17 protein-coding genes and 2 pseudogenes are annotated in these 21,347 nt (G+C 65.4%); 7 read left to right on the top strand and 12 right to left on the bottom strand.

Annotated elements, in window-relative coordinates; genetic code table 11:
- The 3 genes and pseudogenes from WAO18_RS17995 to WAO18_RS17985 all read right to left on the bottom strand — a co-directional run.
- Positions 1-178 (bottom strand): annotated as a pseudogene (locus WAO18_RS17995) (hypothetical protein); the annotation flags it as partial.
- A 43-nt stretch (positions 179-221) separates the two neighbouring features.
- Entirely contained in the window at positions 222-443 is a 222-nt protein-coding gene (locus WAO18_RS17990) for a hypothetical protein (RefSeq protein ID WP_422207592.1), read from the bottom strand.
- Positions 392-610, bottom strand: a pseudogene (locus tag WAO18_RS17985) (FHA domain-containing protein); the annotation flags it as partial. The pseudogene WAO18_RS17985 and the gene WAO18_RS17990, both read right to left, overlap by 52 nt.
- 320 nt (positions 611-930) lie before the next feature.
- On the opposite strand from WAO18_RS17985, the gene uvrB reads away from it, so the two are divergent.
- Together uvrB and WAO18_RS17975 are read left to right on the top strand one after the other, a co-directional pair.
- Positions 931-3,090 carry an excinuclease ABC subunit UvrB gene (gene uvrB / locus WAO18_RS17980; RefSeq protein ID WP_422207587.1) on the top strand — a complete coding sequence of 720 codons (2,160 nt, stop codon included), beginning with the start codon at positions 931-933 and terminating at the stop codon, positions 3,088-3,090.
- The gene (locus tag WAO18_RS17975; protein WP_422207586.1) at positions 3,087-4,490 is read left to right on the top strand and encodes an MFS transporter; all 1,404 of its coding nucleotides are present in this window, start codon (positions 3,087-3,089) and stop codon (positions 4,488-4,490) included. The genes uvrB and WAO18_RS17975 overlap by 4 nt, the downstream gene beginning before the upstream one ends.
- Positions 4,491-4,540: 50 nt before the next feature.
- On the opposite strand, the gene WAO18_RS17970 is transcribed toward WAO18_RS17975, so the two are convergent.
- Positions 4,541-6,103: a glycosyltransferase family 39 protein gene (locus WAO18_RS17970; protein WP_422207591.1), complete on the bottom strand. Its 1,563-nt coding sequence runs from the start codon at positions 6,101-6,103 to the stop codon at positions 4,541-4,543.
- A 310-nt stretch (positions 6,104-6,413) separates the two neighbouring features.
- Here WAO18_RS17970 and WAO18_RS17965 point away from each other — a divergent pair, with 310 nt between their 5' ends.
- The 4 genes from WAO18_RS17965 to WAO18_RS17950 are packed head-to-tail and all read left to right on the top strand — an operon-like array spanning position 6,414 to position 8,950.
- Positions 6,414-6,857: a universal stress protein gene (locus tag WAO18_RS17965; RefSeq protein WP_422207585.1), complete on the top strand. Its 444-nt coding sequence runs from the start codon at positions 6,414-6,416 to the stop codon at positions 6,855-6,857.
- A gap of 23 nt (positions 6,858-6,880) precedes the next feature.
- Complete coding sequence (locus WAO18_RS17960; protein ID WP_422207584.1) at positions 6,881-7,738, top strand: SDR family NAD(P)-dependent oxidoreductase; 858 nt, start codon at positions 6,881-6,883, stop codon at positions 7,736-7,738.
- The gene (locus WAO18_RS17955) at positions 7,680-8,174 is read left to right on the top strand and encodes a nuclear transport factor 2 family protein (RefSeq protein ID WP_422207583.1); all 495 of its coding nucleotides are present in this window, start codon (positions 7,680-7,682) and stop codon (positions 8,172-8,174) included. The genes WAO18_RS17960 and WAO18_RS17955 overlap by 59 nt, the downstream gene beginning before the upstream one ends.
- Complete coding sequence (locus tag WAO18_RS17950; protein WP_422207582.1) at positions 8,171-8,950, top strand: SDR family NAD(P)-dependent oxidoreductase; 780 nt, start codon at positions 8,171-8,173, stop codon at positions 8,948-8,950. Before WAO18_RS17955 ends, WAO18_RS17950 begins: the two co-directional genes overlap by 4 nt.
- Positions 8,951-8,952: 2 nt before the next feature.
- Here the strand turns inward: WAO18_RS17950 and WAO18_RS17945 are convergent, their stop codons facing one another.
- The 3 genes from WAO18_RS17945 to WAO18_RS17935 all read right to left on the bottom strand — a co-directional run bounded on the left by WAO18_RS17945 (position 8,953) and on the right by WAO18_RS17935 (position 11,636).
- Positions 8,953-10,467, bottom strand: coding sequence for an Hsp70 family protein (locus WAO18_RS17945; RefSeq protein ID WP_422207581.1), 1,515 nt, complete (start codon positions 10,465-10,467; stop codon positions 8,953-8,955).
- A 103-nt stretch (positions 10,468-10,570) separates the two neighbouring features.
- Positions 10,571-10,876 carry an alpha/beta fold hydrolase gene (locus WAO18_RS17940; RefSeq protein ID WP_422207580.1) on the bottom strand — a complete coding sequence of 102 codons (306 nt, stop codon included), beginning with the start codon at positions 10,874-10,876 and terminating at the stop codon, positions 10,571-10,573.
- A gap of 82 nt (positions 10,877-10,958) precedes the next feature.
- Entirely contained in the window at positions 10,959-11,636 is a 678-nt protein-coding gene (locus WAO18_RS17935; RefSeq protein ID WP_422207579.1) for an MBL fold metallo-hydrolase, read from the bottom strand.
- A gap of 93 nt (positions 11,637-11,729) precedes the next feature.
- Between WAO18_RS17935 and uvrA the strand changes: the two genes are divergently transcribed.
- Positions 11,730-14,645, top strand: a complete 2,916-nt coding sequence (uvrA, locus tag WAO18_RS17930) for an excinuclease ABC subunit UvrA (protein ID WP_422207578.1) — start codon at positions 11,730-11,732, stop codon at positions 14,643-14,645.
- On the opposite strand, the gene WAO18_RS17925 is transcribed toward uvrA, so the two are convergent.
- The 5 genes from WAO18_RS17925 to lysX form a co-directional block, all read right to left on the bottom strand.
- Positions 14,635-15,798: a winged helix DNA-binding domain-containing protein gene (locus WAO18_RS17925; RefSeq protein ID WP_422207577.1), complete on the bottom strand. Its 1,164-nt coding sequence runs from the start codon at positions 15,796-15,798 to the stop codon at positions 14,635-14,637. The two genes, uvrA and WAO18_RS17925, sit on opposite strands and share 11 nt — an antisense overlap.
- 14 nt (positions 15,799-15,812) lie before the next feature.
- Positions 15,813-16,064: a hypothetical protein gene (locus WAO18_RS17920; RefSeq protein ID WP_422207576.1), complete on the bottom strand. Its 252-nt coding sequence runs from the start codon at positions 16,062-16,064 to the stop codon at positions 15,813-15,815.
- Positions 16,065-16,073: 9 nt separating this feature from the next.
- Positions 16,074-16,487, bottom strand: coding sequence for a DUF6653 family protein (locus tag WAO18_RS17915; RefSeq protein ID WP_422207575.1), 414 nt, complete (start codon positions 16,485-16,487; stop codon positions 16,074-16,076).
- Between the two features lie 5 nt (positions 16,488-16,492).
- On the bottom strand, positions 16,493-17,962 hold the full coding sequence (locus WAO18_RS17910) for an alpha/beta hydrolase (protein WP_422207574.1): 1,470 nt from the start codon (positions 17,960-17,962) through the stop codon (positions 16,493-16,495).
- A gap of 62 nt (positions 17,963-18,024) precedes the next feature.
- Positions 18,025-21,336 (bottom strand): bifunctional lysylphosphatidylglycerol synthetase/lysine--tRNA ligase LysX, encoded by a 3,312-nt coding sequence (gene lysX, locus WAO18_RS17905; protein ID WP_422207573.1) that lies wholly within the window; start codon positions 21,334-21,336, stop codon positions 18,025-18,027.
- Positions 21,337-21,347: the final 11 nt, after the last annotated feature.

Here is a 21,347-nt window from a genome sequence, read left to right as displayed (position 1 = left end):
GATTGAAGTGAAAGATCGTTGCGCGTAGACCCAGCGTCGGCAGCAGCCACGATTCGAGGTAGTTGAACTGTGCGCGGCCAGGAGTTGGGCGGGCCAGATAAAGGCCCCATGGCCGCACGACGTACTCATCGACGGCCCGCACGACACCCTTAGGATCGGTGTTGGTGCGGGCGAGCAGGTCGAACGTCTCGTGCTTGGGCGGGTGGATGGTGTACCTCTTATCAGCGGCGGAGCCGGATTCTCCAACGGACAAAGCACGCGAAGAACAGCGTCAATCCGGCCAGCATGCCCATGTCGAGTAGCCCGAAGTGCCGGGTGTGCGGCCAGAACTGGTCCTGGGGAAGCAGCGTGTCCGGCACCAAGTGCCGGACGTCGACAGTTGACGACGCGGCCGCGTACCCACGAAGTTCCCGTTCACCGAACCGTTGTCGATGGCCATCCACTTGCCCTGCTCGAAACGCAGGATCAGGTGCGCGCGCGAGATGCGTGGGTCTGCGATTCGGACGTCAACGCGCAGATCGCGGCCGATGACGACGTCGTGACCCGGCGCAAAGGTGCTTTCTGAGCTCTTGGGCCCGATGCTCAGATGGGGAGGGGCTGGTCGACTCACCACTCCAGTATCGACTCCACAGCGGCACGGCTTCCTCGGTACGCACCGTGATTCGCCTATGTGTTGCCGTGAGCTGCAAAGGAGCTGCGATTCACAGCTGTTTCATAAGCGGCACAACAGGAGCCGCGAGGCCCACGGAGGGTCGTGTAGAACTCGGCCGCGCCCGACGAGATGTCGAACACGGCTTCGTCCGACGACTCACCGGTGTTCACCATGTCGAAGTCTGACGACGGGCACCTCATTGAATGCGACCCGGGCACCCGGGTATGGAGCAGCCAGCACAGCTGACCTTGTCGGTGATGCGTTCTACCCTGGTGAACATGGCGTTTGCTACCGAGCATCCTGTGATTGCGCACTCCGAATACCGCCCGGTCGAGGCGATGGTGCGCGCCGGTGGCCATTTCGAGGTGGTCAGCCCCTACGCACCGGCCGGTGACCAGCCGGCCGCCATCGACGAGTTGGAACGCCGGATCCAAGCGGGGGAGCGCGACATCGTGCTGCTGGGCGCCACCGGTACCGGAAAGTCGGCCACTACCGCGTGGCTCATCGAGCGGCTGCAGCGGCCGACTCTGGTGATGGCGCCCAACAAGACGCTGGCCGCGCAGCTGGCCAACGAGCTGCGAGAGATGTTGCCGCACAACGCCGTTGAATACTTCGTCTCCTACTACGACTACTACCAGCCCGAGGCGTATATCGCGCAGACCGACACCTACATCGAAAAAGACAGCTCGATCAACGACGACGTGGAGCGGCTGCGACACTCCGCCACGTCGTCGCTGCTGTCGCGCCGCGACGTAGTGGTGGTGGCGTCGGTGTCCTGCATCTACGGCCTGGGCACGCCGCAGTCCTACCTGGATCGCTCGGTCGAGCTTCAGGTGGGCACCGAGGTCCCGCGTGATGGACTGTTGCGGCTGTTGGTCGACGTGCAGTACACCCGCAACGACATGTCCTTCACCCGCGGCACGTTCCGGGTCCGTGGCGACACCGTCGAGATCATTCCGTCGTATGAGGAATTGGCCGTCCGCATCGAGTATTTCGGCGACGAAATCGAAGCGCTCTACTACATGCACCCGCTCACGGGCGAAGTAATCCGCAAGGTCGACTCGCTTCGCGTCTTCCCGGCGACGCACTACGTTGCCGGACCGGAGCGAATGGCCCACGCCATCTCCACCATCGAGCAGGAACTCGAGGAGCGCCTCGCCGAGCTGGAGAGCCAGGGCAAGCTACTGGAGGCCCAAAGGCTGCGGATGCGGACCAACTACGACGTCGAGATGATGCGTCAGGTCGGGTTCTGCTCCGGCATCGAGAACTACTCGCGACACATCGACGCTCGCGGCCCGGGCTCGCCACCCGCGACCCTGCTGGACTACTTCCCCGAAGACTTCCTGATGGTCATCGACGAGTCGCACGTGACCGTGCCGCAGATCGGTGGCATGTACGAGGGCGACATGTCGCGTAAACGCAACCTCGTCGACTACGGGTTCCGGCTCCCCTCCGCGTGCGACAACCGGCCGCTGACCTGGGAGGAGTTCGCCGACCGGATAGGGCAGACGGTGTACCTGTCGGCCACGCCCGGTCCTTACGAGTTGAGCCAGGCCGCGGGCGAGTTCGTCGAACAGGTCATCCGTCCGACCGGGCTGGTCGACCCGAAGGTGGTGGTGAAGCCGACCAAGGGCCAGATTGACGACCTGATCGGCGAGATCCGCAAGCGCGCCGCGGCCGACCAGCGGATCCTGGTCACGACGCTGACCAAGAAGATGGCCGAGGACCTCACCGACTACCTGCTGGAACTGGGCATCCGGGTGCGCTACCTGCACTCCGAGGTCGACACCTTGCGGCGGGTCGAACTGCTCCGCCAGCTGCGGCTGGGTGACTACGACGTGCTGGTCGGCATCAACCTGCTGCGCGAGGGCCTCGACCTCCCCGAAGTGTCGCTGGTCGCGATCCTGGATGCCGACAAAGAAGGCTTTCTGCGCTCATCCCGCAGCCTGATCCAGACCATCGGCCGCGCCGCCCGCAACGTGTCCGGCGAGGTCCACATGTACGCCGACAAGATCACCGACTCAATGCGAGAGGCGATCGACGAGACCGATCGGCGCCGTGCCAAGCAGGTCGCCTACAACGAGGCCAATGGCATCGACCCGCAACCGTTGCGCAAGAAGATCGCCGACATCCTGGACCAGGTCTACCGCGAGGCCGACGACTCCGATGCCATCGAGATCGGCGGCTCGGGGCGTAACTCGTCGCGCGGCCGGCGAGCGCAGGGCGAGCCCGGTCGGGCGGTCAGTGCCGGCGTGTACGAGGGGCGGGACACCGCCAACATGCCGAGGGCCGAGTTGGCCGACCTGATCAAAGACCTCACCGCGCAGATGATGACCGCGGCGCGCGACCTGCAGTTCGAGTTGGCCGCCCGGTTCCGTGACGAAATCGCCGACCTCAAGAAAGAGCTGCGCGGAATGGACGCCGCCGGTCTGAAGTGAGCTCACCCCACGGCTCGGTGGCCGCCGACGGCTGGCGCACGCTATTGGGTCCCCAGTTCCTGGGGACCTCGATACTGCTTGCCGGCGGAGTTTTGCTCTATGCGACCAACGAGTTCCTGACGATCAGTCTGCTGCCGAGCGCGATCGCGGACATCGGTGGCGAACGGCTGTACGCCTGGGTCACCACTCTGTACCTGGTGGGGTCGGTGGTCGCTGCGACGACGGTCAACGCGGTGCTGCTGCGCATCGGACCGCGGGTGTCATTTCTGTTGGGACTGGCCGTGTTCGGGATCGGCAGCGTGGTGTGCGTGGCGGCTCCCGGTATGGAGGTATTGCTGGTAGGTCGCACTCTGCAGGGCGCGGCCGGAGGGTTGTTGGCCGGTTTGGGCTACGCGCTGATCAATACCGCTCTGCCCCGGTCACTGTGGACCCGCGCCTCGGCACTGGTGTCGGCGATGTGGGGCGTCGCGACGGTGACGGGCCCGGCGGCCGGCGGTCTGTTCGCCCAATTCGGCTTGTGGCGGTGGGCGTTCGGCGTCATGGCAATGCTCGCCCTGGCGATGGCCGTGCTGGTCCCGATGGTGTTACCGGCGCGCCGCGTCGATCCGGAGGGCGTCGAGCCGGCGCTGAAGGTGCCGGTGTGGTCGGTAATGCTGCTGGGCGCTGCGGCGCTGATCGTCAGCGTTGCCCAGGTGCCCACCAACGTCGCGCTGACCGCAACGCTGCTTGCGGTCAGCCTGGTCCTGATCGCCGCATTCCTGGTCGTCGATCGGCGGATGGTTGTTAAAGTACTGCCGCCCAGTGCATTTGGCGCCGGGCCGTTGAAGTGGATCTATCTGACTCTGACGGTGCTGATGGCCGCGGCAATGGTGGACATGTATGTGCCGCTGTTCGGGCAACGCCTGGCGCATTTGGTTCCCCTCGCGGCCGGTTTTCTGGGCGCGGCGCTGGCGGTCGGCTGGGCCGTCAGCGAGATCCTCAGCGCGTCGCTGAAGAACAGGAGAACCATCAACCGCGTGGTCGTGGGTGCGCCGCTGCTGATTGCGGTGGGTCTGATCCTGGCCGCGGCCACCCAATTCGACAACGCGGCCACGGGGCTCGTCGTCACGTGGGCACTGGCGCTCACGATCACCGGAGTCGGCATCGGGACGGCCTGGCCGCACCTGTCGGCCTGGTCGATGCTGTTCGTCGACGACGAGAAGGAAGGTGCCGCAGCGGCCGCGGCGATCAACACGATCGAGGTCATCGCTGGCGCCTTTGGCGCCGGGCTGGCTGGTGTCGTCGTCAACACCGCGCACGGCAGCACGGTCATCGCCGCGCGGGCGTTGTTCGCGGTCTTCGCCGTTGTGGGCGTGCTGGGCGCATTTACCGCTCACCGCGCCACTCGGAGCATGCGATGATCAACTTATGTTCGCGCACAACCGGATTCGACTAAAGCGAAGTCCTGTCGTCAGCGGGTCGACTTGAGCACCTGAGTGCGGTGAAACTGCCACCGCTCGACGATGTGAAATCCGACATTTCTCGCTGTCTGGTACGCGGGTGCGCGCACCAGCACCCGTCCCGGCGGTAGCGATTTCCCGCTCTGATGGTTGGGCAGCTTGGTGTCGTGGGTGGAAATGGTCCACAGCGTGGTGCATTTGTAGAGGTGACCCACCACCAGCCACACCGCCACGTGACCGTCCCACAGCGTCTCGCGCTTGGGCGCGGGGACGCCGCGACTGATGTCGACCAGCGGCCGGAACGCGTCGGGACGGGCCGCAAGCAGCGCCCGAACCGGCCCGGGCAGCCAGCCGACCGTGTTGTCGACCAGCAGGCAGTCGCCGGGAGCTGCTTGCGCGCTGATCAGATCGGCAACGTCGCTGTAATCCCAGCCTTCTTTGGCGTACCGCTGTCGCTGCGACAGAAGATAATTCGGGAATGCCGCGACGGTGAGCACGATCAGCGTCGCAGCGATCCATCGCGGTTTACCCGCGACTGCGACGATGCAGATCGCCAGCACGACCGCCATCGCCGGGGCGCTGAAGAACAGATACCGCGGGTAGTAAAACGGATCGCTGACCGCCGAATAGATCAGGCTGATGGCGGTGGGCACTAGTATCCAGGCGGCGCAGATGATCAGCACCCGGCGGGTATCTCCGGCCGAGTGCCATCGACCCATTTTCCGAATCGCCAGCGCTGCAATGAAAATGAGTGCTGCCACGATCGCGAACGGAACGCTGTTGTCGAAATACTGATGCAGCACGACATCGAGGATGTTGTGCCAATTCAACGGATAGATCCAGGCGACCTGGAAGCTCTGGCCGTGCGCGAACAGCATCAACGGTGTCAATGCGGCTACCGCGATCGCTGATGTGATCGCCCACCACCGCAACACCGACTTGCTGCGCCGTAGCACAGGCGTCACGACGGCGTAGACCGGCACCAGCAACACCAGATAGATGTTGAGCAATATCGACAGCATCAGCGCGAGCGCGTAGAACGCCCAAAGCCGCGGCCGTTGTCGGCGTACCGCGGCGATCAACAAAATGGTCAGCCACACCGCGGCGGCCGCCGTCAAGGCGTACGAACGCGCTTCGACGGCCGCCCACGTCACCCGCGGCAGGATGGCGAACACGACGCCCGCACACACCGCGGTGGTCCTCGGCAGGAACTGCCTCGCGAACACCACCACGCCGGCTGCGGCGATCCCGACGGCCAGGCAACTGGGCACCCGGGACCAGAACTCGGTCAGCGGGAAGATGCTGAACCAGCCATGCATCACTAGGTAGAACAATCCGTGCACGGCGTCGATGTGGCCCAGCAGCCGCCACAGGTCGGGTAGCGAACGGCCGGCGGAGGCGGAAATCGTGGCGCTCTCGTCGAACCACAGTGACGGCCGGCCCGCCCCGGCAGCTCCGATGACAGCGGCCAGCACCGCGACTGCAAGCGGGTCGAGGATCCGGCTCGGGGGCCGCAGACGCGACGCGCTTGCGGTGACCGCCGCCCGGGGTTCGTCGACTGTTGTGGCAACCATGATGTGTGTCACTTTAAAGCCACCGTGGTTAACCTGCTTACTCGTACTGCCTGCTCACGCGCCACTTTTGCCGGTCGACACCCCAACGGGCCAAGGATCTCATCGTCGGAAGATGTTGCGCTTCAACACTTTTCACTGATTTAGATGGTTAATCGGGGGTGGGGCCGACGCATTTGACGGCTCAGAGTGCGCTTGCCGCAGCGCGGGCGCGGAAATGTCCACCGCGTCGGCGTGTCTCAAACCGGCCATCTGGCTACGGCAAGGCATTACTGTCTTGGGTTGGCGTAGCAACCGACACCTGGGAGGGTAAATGAGCGCCTATCGGACCGTGGTGGTAGGTACCGACGGCTCGGATTCGTCGCTTCGCGCGGTGGAGAAGGCGGGCAGCATTGCCGGGGCGGACGCGAAGCTGATTGTCGCGACGGCGTACTTACCTCAGCACGAGGATGCCCGAGCCGCTGACGCCCTGAAAGACGAGAGCTACAAAGTCTCGGGCAGCGCCCCGGTCTATGCGATCCTGCGCGAGGCCAAGGAACGCGCTGCCGCCGCCGGAGCCGCCAACATCGAAGAGCGGTCAGTCGTCGGCGCTCCCGTCGATGCGCTGGTCGGGCTTGCCGAAGAGGTCAATGCTGACCTGCTTGTCGTCGGCAACGTCGGCCTGAGCACGATCGCCGGCCGGTTGCTGGGATCGGTGCCGGCCAACGTCTCGCGACGGGCCAAAGTCGACGTGCTGATCGTCCACACCACCACGTAAGCGGGCATCCGCGCGTCAACCCGGTGATCGACACCGCGAAGTACGGGCCGTGGGCGCTGATCGCGGGCGGCTCGGAGGGGGTCGGCGCCGAATTCGCACGGCTACTCGCCGAAGCCGGCTTCAATCTCGTGCTGGTCGCTCGTAAGGCAGACGCTTTAGCGCAGACCGCGGACCAGTGCCGCCGGTACGGCGGCGGAGTCCGCACCCTCTCGACCGATTTGAGCGCGCCCGATGCCTGCGCCGGCATCGCCGCGGCCACCGACGGGTTGGAGGTCGGGCTGTTGATCCTGGTCGCGGGCGCAAACACCCACAGTCACGAGTTTCTTGACGGCGAGCTGGCCGAATTCCAGCGGGTGATCGATCTCAACGTGTCGACACCGCTGGGCCTCGTGCACCACTACGGACAGGAAATGCGCGCCCGGCGACGTGGCGGCATCGTGGTACTGGGCTCGCTGGCGGGCTATCTCGGATCGGCTCGGCACACCGTTTACGGCGGAGTGAAGGCCTTCACCAGGCTCTTCGCCGAGGGGCTCTGGCTCGAACTCCGGGAGCACGGCGTCGACGTGCTGGAACTGGTGCTGGGCGTGACGCGCACGCCGGCGATGGAACGAGTCGGCCTGAACTTCGACGCGCCCGGGGTCGTCGTCGCCGACCCCGCCGATGTGGCCCGCGAGGGCCTGGAATGGCTGGGCCGGGGTCCCGTGCACGTTGTCAGCGGCAACGAGCAGATGGTGGCGATGCGCAACGATCCCGATCGGGCCAAGGCGGTGCTCGGCGCGCATCGCGCCATGCAGAGGCTGTTGAAGGTGGAGAGGAATGTCGATGACGGTGGAGGAGCGACTGGCGGGGCTGGAACAACGGCTGCGCCGGGCCGAGGATGAACTGGCCATCGGTCGACTGATGGCATCCTACGGACCGCTGGTGGACGCCGGCGACGCTGCGGCGGTCGCGGAATTGTGGTCAGAAGAAGGCGAGTACGACGTCGATGGCTGGCACATGCGCAGCCGGGCCGACGTCGCCGACATGGTGCGATCGTCAGCGCATCAGGGGCTGATCGGCAGCGGTTCGGCCCATTTTCTCGGCCCGGTGTGCGTCGAGGTCGACGGCGACAACGCGATTGCGGTGTGCGAGTCGGTCGTGGTCCTGCGCAACGACGACGGCCGTGGCTACCGGGTGTGGCGGGCCGGTGCAAATCACATCACGTTGCGCCGGACGCCCGCCGGCTGGCGGATCGACAAACGCATCACCCGCGCGCTGGACGGTTCCAGCGAGGCGCGCGGCTTGCTCGCCGCCGGCGCTCATGGACGGTCGGCATGACAGAGCTTCAGGGCAGGGTCGCGCTGGTCACCGGCGGGGGAGCCGGTATCGGTGCGGCCATTGCGCGCCGGTTTGCCGAAGAGGGCGCGAAAGTCGTGGTGGCCGAACGGGACACCAATACCGGGCAGGACGTCGCCGAGTCGATCGGCGGTCTGTTGGTCCCAGTCGACGTCTCGGTGCGCGACCAAGTCGAAAATGCTGTCGCACAAGCTGTTTCAGCATACGGATCGATCGACATCCTGGTGAACAATGCCTGGGGCGGCGGATCGATGGGCCGGGTGGAGAACAAGACCGATCAGCAGCTCAGCGACGGCATCGCGATCGCCTACTACGGGCCGTTCTGGGCGATGCGAGCCGCCCTGCCGCACATGCGGGAACGCGGCTGGGGCCGGATCATCAACGTCTGCAGCCTCAACGGCGTCAATGCCCACATGGGCACCCTGGAGTACAACGCCGCCAAAGAGGCGCTGCGCGCGCTGACCCGCACCGCCGCAAGAGAGTGGGCGCCGTACGGCATCGCCGTCAACGCCATCTGCCCGGCCGCCAAGAGCGCCGCGTTCATGCGTGCACTCGGAAACAACCCGGACGTCGCGGCCTTCGCGGATTCGATGAACCCGATGGGCCGAGTCGGAGACCCCTACCTCGACATCGCACCGGTCGCGGTGTTCCTGGCCGGCGAAGGCTGTCGCTATCTCACCGGCAACACGTTGTTCATCGACGGCGGCAGCCACATCAACGGGGTGGCCTGGACGCCCGACCTCGATGCCGCGAATTAACGTCAGGCGCTGGCGAGGTCGTGGCGCTCCAGCCGGAATGTCCGGCTCAGCTGCTCCGGGCGCGTCGTCAGGGTCACCTCCACGGCCCCGCCGGCCGTGATGACGTAGCGCTCCTCGACATCGGGGCCGTCCTCGCGTCGTCGCACGGTCCGGCGTGGAAGGTCCTGGTCGTCGCTTAGATTGGGATCGAACGGAAAGAACACCGGGTCATACGGTGTGACGTCGCCGTCGGGACGGCCGTCGCGTAACCGGGTGCACTCCACGAATCGGAAGTGCCCGATGTTGTGCGCCGCCCGATAGGTCCGGGTGACGACGAAGGGCGGCTGGCCCGCGGTCGGCAGCGCAGACCCCTTGGGCACAATCGGGTCGAAGCACACGTCCTCACCCGCGCACGCCTCGCGGAAAACCCCGAAGTGGCGCGAAAGGCGTTCGGACAAACCAAATCCCGCTTCGCGGTCCAGAAAGACGGCCAGGCCGATCGCGGTCGCCGCGAATGGGTGCAGTGAGCGCTTGACCCGTTTTTCATCGAACGTCGCGCGCAACGTCCGGGCAACCAGGGGGAAACTTCCGGCCCCGCCCACCACATAAATGCCCGCAAGGTCCGACCAGGCGACGTCACCGGCGGCATGGTCGCGTAACACCCGCGAAAGAGCGGCAATTGTCTTGTCCACCAGCGGAACACAAGCGTTGTAGATGTCTTCGATCGGGCAAGCGAACGGCGGCTTGTCGACCCCGGCCAGGTCGACCAGAAAGCGCCGGGTGTTCGGGCTCACGGCCTCCTTGCGTGCCGCGCACTCCTCGAGCAACAGATCGCGTGTTCCCGCGGGCAGCTTGCGCAGGTCGGCGCCTTTGCGCACGAGCTTGAGGATCGTCTCGTCGAAGTCGTCGCCGCCGAGCCGCTGAATGCCCTCGCTGAAGACGACCTCGTTCAACCGGCCGGTCATCTTCAGCAGCGACGCGTCAAACGTCCCGCCACCGAGGTCGTAGATCAGCACATACTCCCGCTTGGCGGTGATCGTCGAGCGGTACCGGTGGGCGTATTCGAAGCCCGCGGCCGACGGCTCGTTGAGCAGGGCGACCACCTCGAAGCCTGCCTGCGTGAACGCATCCAGCGTCAGGAACCGCTGCGCGCTGGACGCGTTGGCCGGCACGCTGATCGCGGCTTCGACCGGCTCTCCCGAGGGCAATTCGATGTTCGACCGCTGCTGCAGGTCAGCTTTCAGCTGTGCGAGAAAGCCCGCGAAAAGGTCGGCCAGCCGATAGCTGCGCCCGGCGAGCTCGACGGTCGTCCTGGGTCCGGCGTCGTTGAGCAGACGCTTGAACGACCGCAGCACAGAAAAGCCCGGGTCGTGGCGGACGGTGGCAGCGTCCAGACCGAAGCGCAACTCGCCGGCTTCGTTGGCGGCGATCATCGATGGCCAGGAGTCGGCACCGTCGAAACACACCACGGGATAATTGCCACGATCGACGACCGCGGCGACGGTGTGCGTTGTGCCGAAGTCGATCCCCACCCTCATCGCGGTAAGCTTAGGCGCTGCACCGCCTTTCGTGGCTGCGAATCACCAACCAAGTTGGCAGCAGTCGGCAAGGCGCGGTCGCTCGGCGCCCAACGAGGTGTCGTCAGGTGATGGGGATAGGTTGCCGCAGTTGCTTAGCAGCTCGAACCTGGTGCTCGACCGGTTGGATTGTTGTGCCGACGAGGTGGGGGCGGTCGAGGCCATGCTCATCGAGCCAGCGCTCGGCGTCGTCGTATAGGTCGGCGATGGTGGCTGGCCTGCGTTGTGGTTCGCTACCGCCGCGGTGGCCGATCGCGGTCGGAGTGTGCACCTGGTGGTAGTCCGACAGCAATGGCACCAGATCGTCCCAGACACGTCCCGAGCTGGTGAACGGATGTAGCAGCACTAGTGGTGGTTTCAGGCCGGTCACCGGGACAGTGTGTCAGCCAGCTTTGGCCGGCGCCGGGAAACTGGGTGTGGCGAGCGCCGTACCTAGCTTGCGCGAGAAGGACTTACCAGCCTCTGGCGCGCCATTCCCGGAGGTGCGGACGCTCGGCCCCGAGTGTGGTGTCGTCGCCGTGGCCGGGGTACACGACTGTAGCGTCGCTGTACCGACCGAAAACGCTGCTCTCTAGGTCGCTCATTAGCGATTCAAAGTCTTCTGGACGTGTTGTCCGCCCAGGACCGCCCGGGAACAGGCAGTCCCCGGTGAACAGCTGGGTCACTCCGCCGGTGGCCGGGCCGTCGAGTGCCAGCGCAACGGAGCCCGGGGTGTGTCCGCGCAGATGGATGACATCGAACGTCAGCTCACCGATCTGGACTGTGTCGCCACCGGCGAGCAAGCGGTCCGGCTTGATCGGCAACGGATCGGCGTCGATCGCATGCGCGGCGGTCGGTGCGCCGGTGGCCTGGGCGACGGCTTCCAGTGCCTGCCAGTGGTCGAAATGCTGGTGGCTGGTGACGATCAGCGACACCTTGGGGGCGTGGGTCCGCACCAGTTCGACGAGCGAATCTGCATCGTTGGCGGCGTCGATCAGCAGGGTCTCGCCGGTCGCGGAACATGTGACCAGGTAGGCGTTGTTGTCCATGGGGCCCACCGAGGTTTTGACGATGGTCGCGCCCGGCAAGGTCCGACGGGCTGCGTTACCGGGATCGACGTGGCCGGTGTAGTCATCGTTCAGGACGGTCATACGTGTTAACGGTACTGGCCGACGGCGGCTTGTCGGTATGGGCACTTAGCATGGGGATGACGTGTGTGATGAGCTCGGAGTGGAAGAGACAGCGTGGCTGACCGCCTGATCGTTAAGGGTGCTCGCGAGCACAATCTGCGCAGTGTCGATCTTGATTTGCCACGGGACGCGTTGATCGTCTTCACCGGCCTGTCCGGCTCGGGAAAGTCTTCGCTGGCGTTCGACACCATCTTCGCCGAGGGCCAGCGGCGCTATGTCGAGTCGCTGTCGGCCTACGCCCGCCAGTTCCTGGGCCAGATGGACAAGCCCGACGTCGACTTCATCGAGGGGCTGTCACCGGCAGTGTCCATCGACCAGAAGTCGACCAACCGCAACCCGCGGTCGACGGTCGGGACCATCACCGAGGTGTACGACTACCTGCGGTTGCTGTATGCGCGGGCCGGCACGCCGCACTGCCCGGTCTGCGGCGAGCGGATCGCGCGCCAGACGCCGCAGCAGATCGTCGACCAGGTGCTGGTGATGCCCGAAGGCACCCGGTTCCAGGTGCTCGCGCCGGTGGTGCGCACCCGTAAGGGTGAATTCGCGGACCTGTTCGAAAAGCTGAACGCGCAGGGCTACAGCCGCGTCCGCGTCGACGGCGTGGTGCATTCGCTGACCGATCCGCCCAAGCTGAAGAAGCAGGAGAAGCACGACATCGAGGTGGTGGTCGACCGCCTGACCGTCAAGGCCAGCGCCAAGCAGCGGCTCACCGATTCGGTCGAGACCGCGCTGAACCTGGCCGACGGCATCGTCGTGCTGGAGTTCGTCGATCACGATCACGATGCCCAGAACCGCGAGCAGCGGTTCTCCGAGAAGCTGGCCTGCCCCAACGGGCACTCCCTGGCCGTCGACGACCTCGAGCCGCGGTCGTTCTCCTTCAACTCGCCGTATGGCGCGTGCCCGGAGTGCGTCGGTCTGGGCATCCGGAAGGAAGTCGATCCCGAGCTGGTGGTGCCAGACCCGGATCGCACGCTCGCCGAAGGCGCTGTGGCGCCGTGGTCGATGGGCCACACCGCGGAGTACTTCACCCGAATGCTGGCCAGCCTGGGTGAGGCGATGGGCTTCGACGTCGACACACCGTGGCGCAAGCTGCCGGCCAAGGCGCGCAAGGCGATTCTGGAGGGCTGCGACGAGCAGGTGCACGTCAAGTACCGCAACCGCTACGGACGCACCCGCTCCTACTACGCCGACTTCGAAGGCGTGCTGGCGTTTCTGGAACGCAAGCTGGATCAGACCGAATCCGAGCTGATGAAGGAGCGCTATGAGGGCTTCATGCGTGACGTGCCGTGCCCGGTGTGTGAGGGCACGCGGCTAAAGCCGGAAATCCTGGCCGTCACCCTGGCTGCGGGGGATCAGGGCGCGAAGTCGATCGCCGAGGTGTGCGAGCTGTCCATCTCCGACTGTGCCGACTTTCTGAACGGGCTCACGCTGGGCTCGCGCGAGCAAGCGATCGCGGGCCAGGTGCTCAAGGAAATCCAGTCGCGGTTGGGCTTTCTGCTCGATGTCGGGCTGGAGTATCTGTCGCTGTCCCGGGCAGCGGCCACGTTGTCGGGCGGGGAGGCGCAGCGTATCCGGCTGGCCACCCAGATCGGCTCGGGTCTGGTCGGCGTGCTGTACGTGCTCGACGAGCCGTCGATTGGGCTGCATCAGCGCGACAATCGCCGGCTCATCGAAACCCTCACCCGCTTAAGGGATTTGGGAAACACGCTGATCGTCGTTGAGCACGACGAGGACACCATCGCGCACGCCGACTGGATTGTCGACATCGGTCCGGGAGCCGGCGAGCACGGCGGCCACATCGTGCACAGCGGCACCTACGCCGACCTGCTGGCCAACCGGGAATCGATCACCGGCGCCTACCTGTCGGGCAAGGAAAGCATTGCCGCGCCGACGATTCGGCGTCCGGTCAACAAGAAACGTCAGCTCACGGTTGTCGGGGCCAACGAGCACAATCTGCGCGGGATCGATGTGGCATTCCCGCTCGGCGTGCTCACCGCGGTCACCGGGGTATCCGGTTCTGGAAAGTCGACACTCGTCAACGACATCCTGGCCTCGGTGCTGGCGAATCGGCTCAACGGCGCCCGGCATGTCCCGGGCCGGCACACCCGGGTTACCGGGTTGGACAACGTGGACAAGTTGGTCCGCGTCGACCAGTCGCCGATCGGGCGCACGCCGCGGTCCAACCCGGCCACCTACACCGGCGTATTCGACAAGATCCGCACGCTGTTCGCCGCGACCACCGAGGCCAAGGTGCGCGGTTATCAGCCGGGCCGGTTCTCGTTCAACGTCAAGGGCGGTCGCTGCGAGGCGTGCACCGGCGACGGCACCATCAAGATCGAGATGAACTTCCTGCCGGACGTGTACGTGCCTTGCGAGGTCTGCAACGGCGCGCGCTACAACCGCGAGACCTTAGAGGTGCACTACAAGGGCAAGACCATCTCCGAAGTGCTTGACATGTCGATCGAGGAAGCGGCGGAGTTCTTCAAACCGATCACCGGCATCCACCGCTATCTGCGGACGCTGGACGACGTCGGTCTCGGCTACGTCCGACTGGGCCAGCCCGCGCCGACGCTGTCCGGCGGTGAGGCGCAGCGGGTCAAGCTGGCCTCAGAGTTGCAGAAGCGTTCCACCGGACGCACGGTCTACATCCTCGATGAGCCGACCACCGGCTTGCATTTCGAAGACATCCGCAAGTTGCTCGATGTCATCAACGGCCTTGTCGACAAAGGTAATACGGTCATCGTGATCGAACATAACCTGGACGTGATCAAGACATCGGACTGGATCGTCGACATGGGACCCGAGGGCGGCGCCGGCGGGGGCACGATCGTCGCCGAGGGCACGCCGGAGGATGTGATGGCGGTGCCGGAGAGCTATACCGGCAAGTTCCTCGCCGAAACGCTTGGCGCCGCAAAGCCGTCGTCCGGGCCGGCTCGGCGATCGACCAAACGTCGGAAGGTCAGCGCTTAACACTGGCCGACTTCGACAGCGGCGAGGGAAACCGCGGTTTGATGACGACACCGTCGAGCCATGCGGTCAGTTCAGCGGCACGGCGCGTCAATGCCCCCCGACCGTCGCGACCCGGGTCCTCGAGAAGTTGTAGCTGGACGCGAGCCCCCCGATCCTGATACCAGCCACCCACCACGCGTCCGTCCCACCAGGCCGTCGGCCCGGCATTGCCGTTGCGGTCGAAGACCTGGCCGCGATGCTCGCCGAGATACCAGTCGCGGTCGAACCAACCCATTGTGGTGACATCGAGGCCCGGCAGCAGCGCGGCCACTGGTGCGATCCCGGGTTCGGTGTCCAGGTCTTCGGCCAGGGCATAGCCGGGGCCGCTATCCAGGCTGACCTCCACTGCGTCGATATCGCCCAACGCTTTTTGCGCAGCCGTCAAGGTGGTGCCGAACCACCATTTGATGTCGGCGGCGGTAGCGGGTCCAAAGGTGCGCAGCCATCGCCGCGTCAACTCTGCGACAGCGTCTCCCGAAGGTCTGCGTTGCTCTAGCCAATCGGTGGCCAGCGCCCATCGGGGCCGCGACGTGGTCCAGCCTCCGTCGTTCGGTCCGCGCACAATCTGGCCTCGGGCGGAGAGCAACGTCAATACCCGGGGGGCCACCGGAACCATTCCGCCCCATGGCTTCCCGGGCGCAGGGTCGTAGGTTCCCGCAATCTCGGGAAGCGCCGAACGCAGCTCCATACTGCTGAGCGGACCATGCCGGCCCAGATGGCCCAGCACCGCAGCACACGCTGTCTGCAGCCACTGCTCGCCGTCGGCGGTGACCTCCGCCTTGTGCAGGTCACTGACGAGCCGGCGATGCTCATTGGCGGCCACCCGATCGCTGGCGGCTGACTGAACGATCGGCAGGTCATCGACGCTGAGCACCCACAGCGTCCGCCTCATTGCCAAATGCCGCACCATGGAACGGCTTTGGTACAGCTCGTTCTCGAGGTCAGCGGTAATGAAGCCCGGGCACCGTACCCACAGCGACAGAAAGGGCGTGGCGGGATCCGTGGCGTGCAGACCCACCAGCGCGGTGGTGGCGTGAACTATCGAATCGGCGCGCGAAAGAAACTGTCTGCTGACCAGTCTTCTTCGTCGTTCATCGGTGGTGAATTGACGCACGGTGCCCTTCGGGCTCAGTGGTTGTCGTCGTGCATCGATTCACGGATCTGCGCCAGCCGATCGGCAGCCGCGCGCTGGCGCGCCTCGAATTGCTCCTCGACGTCACGACCTTCCGGACTTTCGGAATCTAATTCAGTTGCCCCGATTGATGTTTCGTAGCGCGACTCGATTTTCTCGCGGACCGAGTCGAATGTCGGTACGCCGGAGCTCGTGTAGCCGGTGTCGGCATCAGGCTCAGTCGCGGAGGTTTCTGGCTCATCAGGCACGATGCCAGGTTACCGGTGGCGCTCCAGGTAGCGCACCATTTGGTGCCAATAGACCAACGTCAACACCATCTGGCCCGCGGTCGCGATTGCCGCGGGTACGGCTCGGTGCCGGCGTGCGGCGACGGTAGCCACAACGGCGACCATGGAGGTCAGCACGCTCAGCGCCATCGCAGTGTCCTTGGGCCGGCGGGTAATCCAGAGTTCTTCGCCGAGCATCGCGCGGGTTGCCCATGGGCCTTCATCGCTGACCTTCGGAAAGATCACCGGGTTGAGCGCAAACCAGATGGCGGCCATCAGCGCGTGGCTGCGACGCCGCGTCCACACCGGCAACAGCACCAGCGGCGTGCTAGCCCATCGACTCCAGGCGCTCCACGGATGGGCATGCCGGGCGAAGATCGTGCGGCGCGCCCGCGCGATCTCCATGGGTGTTATCGACCTATTGGCTCGGCGTGCGGACCCGGGACCGATGCGGGCGGCCAGTTGGATCGCGTCGCGATTCTCGGCACTCCGGGAGTGTCCAGCCGTCCGGCCAGCCAAGGCAGCGCCGCGGCGAATGCGTTGCTGGCAAAGGCCCAGTCGTGCTTGCCCGGCTGGGCCACGATCGCGCAATTGATGCCATTGACGCGGCCGAGCCCGCACAGTGACTCGGCCGCTGTGATCTGGTCGTTGGGGTTGGCAGTGGAGTTGCGGCCGTTGTGGCTCACGTCGCCGGCGTCGGTCACCGACAGACCGCGATAACGTTTCGGCGGGTTGCTCGACGACACGTCGAACCAGCCCGAAACTCCGTTGTAGCGACCGTGTTTGGCGATCACGGTGGACGGGTCGAACGCGGCCCACGCGTCAGCGTTGCCGCCGAACAGCCGGGCGATGGTCTGTGCTTTGGTGCCGGCCTCGGGGCCCAGGTCGCCGGCGATATCGACAAATGAGCTGAACAACTCCGGATGCATGACGGTGAGATCCAGCGCGCAGGTGCCACCCATGGACCAGCCGACAATGCCCCATTGCGCCGAGTCCGGGCTGACGCCGAATTTCGAGATCATATATGGCACAACGTCTTTAGTGAGGTGGTCGGCGGCGTTGCCGCGGCTGCCGTTGACGCATTCGGTGTCGTTGTTGAACGCTCCGCCGGAGTCCACGAAGACGAACACCGGAGCGTTTCCCCCGTGCCGGGCCGCGAGATCATCGATCGTCTTCCCGGCGTTGCCGGCCCTCAGCCAGTCGGCAGGCGTATTGAACTCGCCGCCGATCATCATCACTGTCGGCAGCGGCGGTGGTGGGCTGCTGGTGAACCACGCGGGCGGCAGGTAGACGACTTCACCGCGGTGTCTGAAATGCGACGCATCGTCGGGAATCGTCACCGGTACGACGATGCCGTGGGCGGGCTGCAGGCCCGCGGCCGCCATCGCGGCCACGCCGGCCGCGTCGGTCTGGTAGGGCAGTGGACCGGAGGTGAGCTGATCCCAAGCCGTCTGCACGGTCGGGAAGTAGCCGACACAGAGGTTGAGCGTGAGTGCGGCGCTGAGCACACACAGTGGCACCGACAGCAGCGATGCGCTGCGCCGCCACCAGCGCGCGGTGCGCCAGCCCAGCGCCGCCACTGCCGCGGCGCTACCGCTGACGGCGATCCACCACCACAGCAGGTGCGGCGCAGGGTCGTCGGCCAGACCCCGGTTGTCGATGTACCAGTGCGACAATGCGGCCAAGGCGGCACCCAGTACTACCGCGACTGGTAGCCAGACCAGTCGCCACAGCCGTGATCGCCATCCGACCGCAACCAGCAGCGCAACCACCGAGACGGCCTGGACTACGCCGGGGACCCACCCGTGCATCAACGAAGTGTGGTTGTCGGCCAGTACCGCCGTCGGGAGGTTCGCCAGTGAACCTGTCACAGCGTCCATTGTGGTCTTTTTTGCACGCTTTGAGCATGACTTTTACCGATCTGGTACCCAGGCCGTTTTGCCTAACGCGGCTTCGCCAGCGGGAACGGCAATGTGTCGCGGATGCTTCGGCCGGTGATGAGCATGACGACGCGGTCGACACCCAGTCCGAGGCCACCGGTGGGTGGCATCGCGTACTCCATCGCCTGCAGGAAGTCCTCGTCGAGCTCCATGGCCTCGGGATCCCCGCCGGCGGCCAGGAACGACTGCTCCTCCAGTCGGCGTCGTTGCTCGACGGGGTCGGTGAGTTCGCTGTAGGCCGTACCCAACTCGACGCCCCACGCCACCAGGTCCCAGCGCTCGGCGATGCCCGCTTCGCTGCGGTGGGGGCGGGTCAGCGGCGACACAGAGAGCGGGAAATCAATGTAGAAGGTCGGTCGTTCAGTGCGGGCCTCGACCAGGTGCTCGTAAAGTTCCAGAACTACCGCGCCGGCGTCCCATTGCGCCAAGTACGGAATCTGTGCTGCGTCGGACAACCCACGCAGCATGGTCAGGCTGGTGCTGGCGTCGATGTGCTCACCGAGGGCCTCGGACACCGCGTCATGCACGGTCTTGATCGGCCAGACGCCGGAGATGTCGATTTTCTCCAGTCCGTCGCTGCCAGGCCGCATCACCACCTGAGCTCCGTTGGCGGCCTGCGCGGCATTCTGAATCAGCTCCCGGCTGCCGTCGATCCAGTCTTTGTAATCGGCGTGCGCCTGATACGCCTCCAGCAATGTGAATTCCGGATTGTGGCTGAAGTCGACACCCTCGTTGCGGAAAGCTCTACCCAGTTCGAACACCCGCTCCAAGCCACCCACGCAGAGCCGCTTCAGGTATAGCTCGGGCGCAATCCGCAGGTACAGATCGAGGTCATAGGTGTTGATGTGGGTGATGAATGGCCGGGCGGTGGCACCACCGTGAATCTGTTGCAGGATCGGGGTTTCGACTTCCAGGAATCCCTTGGCGTTGAGGGTCTCTCGGATCGATCGCAGCACGCTGCTTCGCGCTGCAATCAGCTCGCGCGACTCGGCATTGATGGCTAGGTCGACGTAGCGGCTGCGCACTCGGGCTTCCGGATCGGTCAGCCCGTTCCACTTGTTCGGCAGCGGACGTAGGCATTTTCCGATCAGGCGCCAGCTGCGCACGATCAGCGACTGGGTGCCGGTCTTGCTGTAGCCCATCTTTCCGGTCACTTCGACCAAGTCGCCGAGATCGATCGCTTTGGTGAAATCCGCCGTGCGACCATGCTCCAGAATCGAATTCTCCAGCAGCAGTTGTACTTCCGCTGACCAGTCGCGCAGCTCGGCGAACAGCACGCCGCCGAAGTCCCGGATCCGCAGCACCCGTCCCGACACCGAAACCGCCGACTGATCGTCGACGCCCAGGGCTTGAGCCACCGTATGACTGGGTGGCTGACCTACCGGATAGGCATCAATCCCGTTGTCCTGCAATATCTTCAGCTTGGACAACCGGACGCGCATCTGCTCTGGCAGCCGCCGGCCCCGGTCGTCGACGTCGCCGAAGTCGGCTTCCTGCAGCGCCGACGCGTCCGGCGCGGAGCCGTCATGGTGCAACAGGCCGGTCGCCAGCAGTGTCGCCGGCACCGACGGGTGTTGGCCGGTGTGTTGTTCGTCGCGCCTGGCGAACGGCAGCACCAGGAAGCCCTCCGCGATGGATGACGCGACGCCCACCCGCGGGACCATCCGGCCGTCTTCGTAGCAAGCGAACCGCGGCACCCAATCGGGCTGGTACTTCATGTTCGAGCGGTACAGCGTCTCCAGCTGCCACCAGCGTGAGAAGAACAGCAGAAAACCGCGCCACAGCCGCGCCACCGGGCCGGCACCCAGTTGGGCCCCCTGCTCGAATGCCGATCGGAACATGGCGAAGTTCAACGAAATTCGACTGATGCCGATGCGTTCGGCGTGCAGGGCCAGCTCGCTGACCATCAGCTCGATGGTGCCGTTAGGGGACTGCGGCGAACGGCGCATGAGGTCGAGCGAAACGCCGTTGCGCCCCCAGGGCACCAGCGACAACATCGCCACGACCTTCTCCTCGGACGAAATGGCTTCCACGAGAAGGCAGTCGCCGTCGGCCGGATCGCCGAGCCGGCCCAGCGCCATCGAGAAACCGCGCTCGGACTCGGTGTCCCGCCAGGCATCTGCCCGTTGGGTCACGTGCGCCATTTCGGCGGGTGCGATGTCGTAGTGCCGTCGAATGCGCACCGTCAGCCCGGCGCGACGCGCTCGAGTCACCGCCTGGCGTACCCCGCGCATCTCTCGTCCGGACAGCCTGAACTCGGCGGTGTTCAAGATCGCTTCGTCGCCGAGCTCCAGCGCGTTCAGGCCGGCCTCGCGAAATGCCTTGGCCCCAGCCGAACTCGCCCCCATATTTCCCGGCGTCCAGCCGTAGGACTGGCACAGCGCCAGCCAGGCGTCGATGGCCTGGTGCCATGCCCGCGGGTCGCCGATTGGATCGCCACTGGCCAGGCAGACTCCGACCTCGACGCGGTAGGTGATGGCCGCGCGGCCACTCGGCGCGAAAACCACCGACTTGTCCCGGCGAGTGGCGAAGTACCCCAATGAATCGTTCTTGCCCCATAGCTCGAGCAGCCCGCGAATCGCGGATTCGTCCTCGCCGGTGAGTGCATTTTCGGCCCGCTGCGACTGGAACAACACGATCGCGGCGACGATCAGCGCCATCGCACTGAACAATCCGAAGAGGGCATTGAGGAATATGGGCGGACGGCCAGTGAATTGCGCCGACTCGACGACGGCGAATCCGACCACCCGGTTCACTACATAGAACAACCGGTCTTCGGCGGCCAGCGAGCGGGGAAATGTCTCGACCAGACCCCAGGACACCACGATTCCGATGGCCCACCCGGTCAACAGCACTCCGGCTGCCTTGTACAGCGCACCCTGGCGGACCTTGGCCCAAAACTCGCGGTAGGCAAGGATGAGCACCATTAGGGCGGCCAGATGCAGCCCGAGTCCGAGGGTCTCGCCGAAGCTCTTCGCCGGGCTGGGGTGGTCCGCTATCAGACCGCCGACGTTCAAGCCAGCCGCCAGCAGCAGGTTGAGTACCAGCAGCCACCACGCGATGCGTTTGCGGGCGGTGAGTGCGCCGGCCAATAGGGCCAGCACGAATGACCACGCAAAGCTGGTGTCGGGGAAGTTGAAGACGTAGTCGTTGATGAATTCGCGCGGCACCCTGATAAGCCACCGAATCACCGGCGACACACTGGCGATCAGCGACAGGGTGGCGATGACACCGACCGTCCAGCCGGCGGCTGCCGGCACCCAGCGGAGTCGAGAATTCGACTGGTTCCGCACGCGCGAAACGGTGAGGGTCACAGACGGCGAGG

Origin of the sequence: Mycobacterium sp., from assembly GCF_049278535.1 — a bacterium.
Lineage (GTDB): Bacteria > Actinomycetota > Actinomycetes > Mycobacteriales > Mycobacteriaceae > Mycobacterium.
This window is presented reverse-complemented; position numbering and strand designations above follow the sequence as displayed.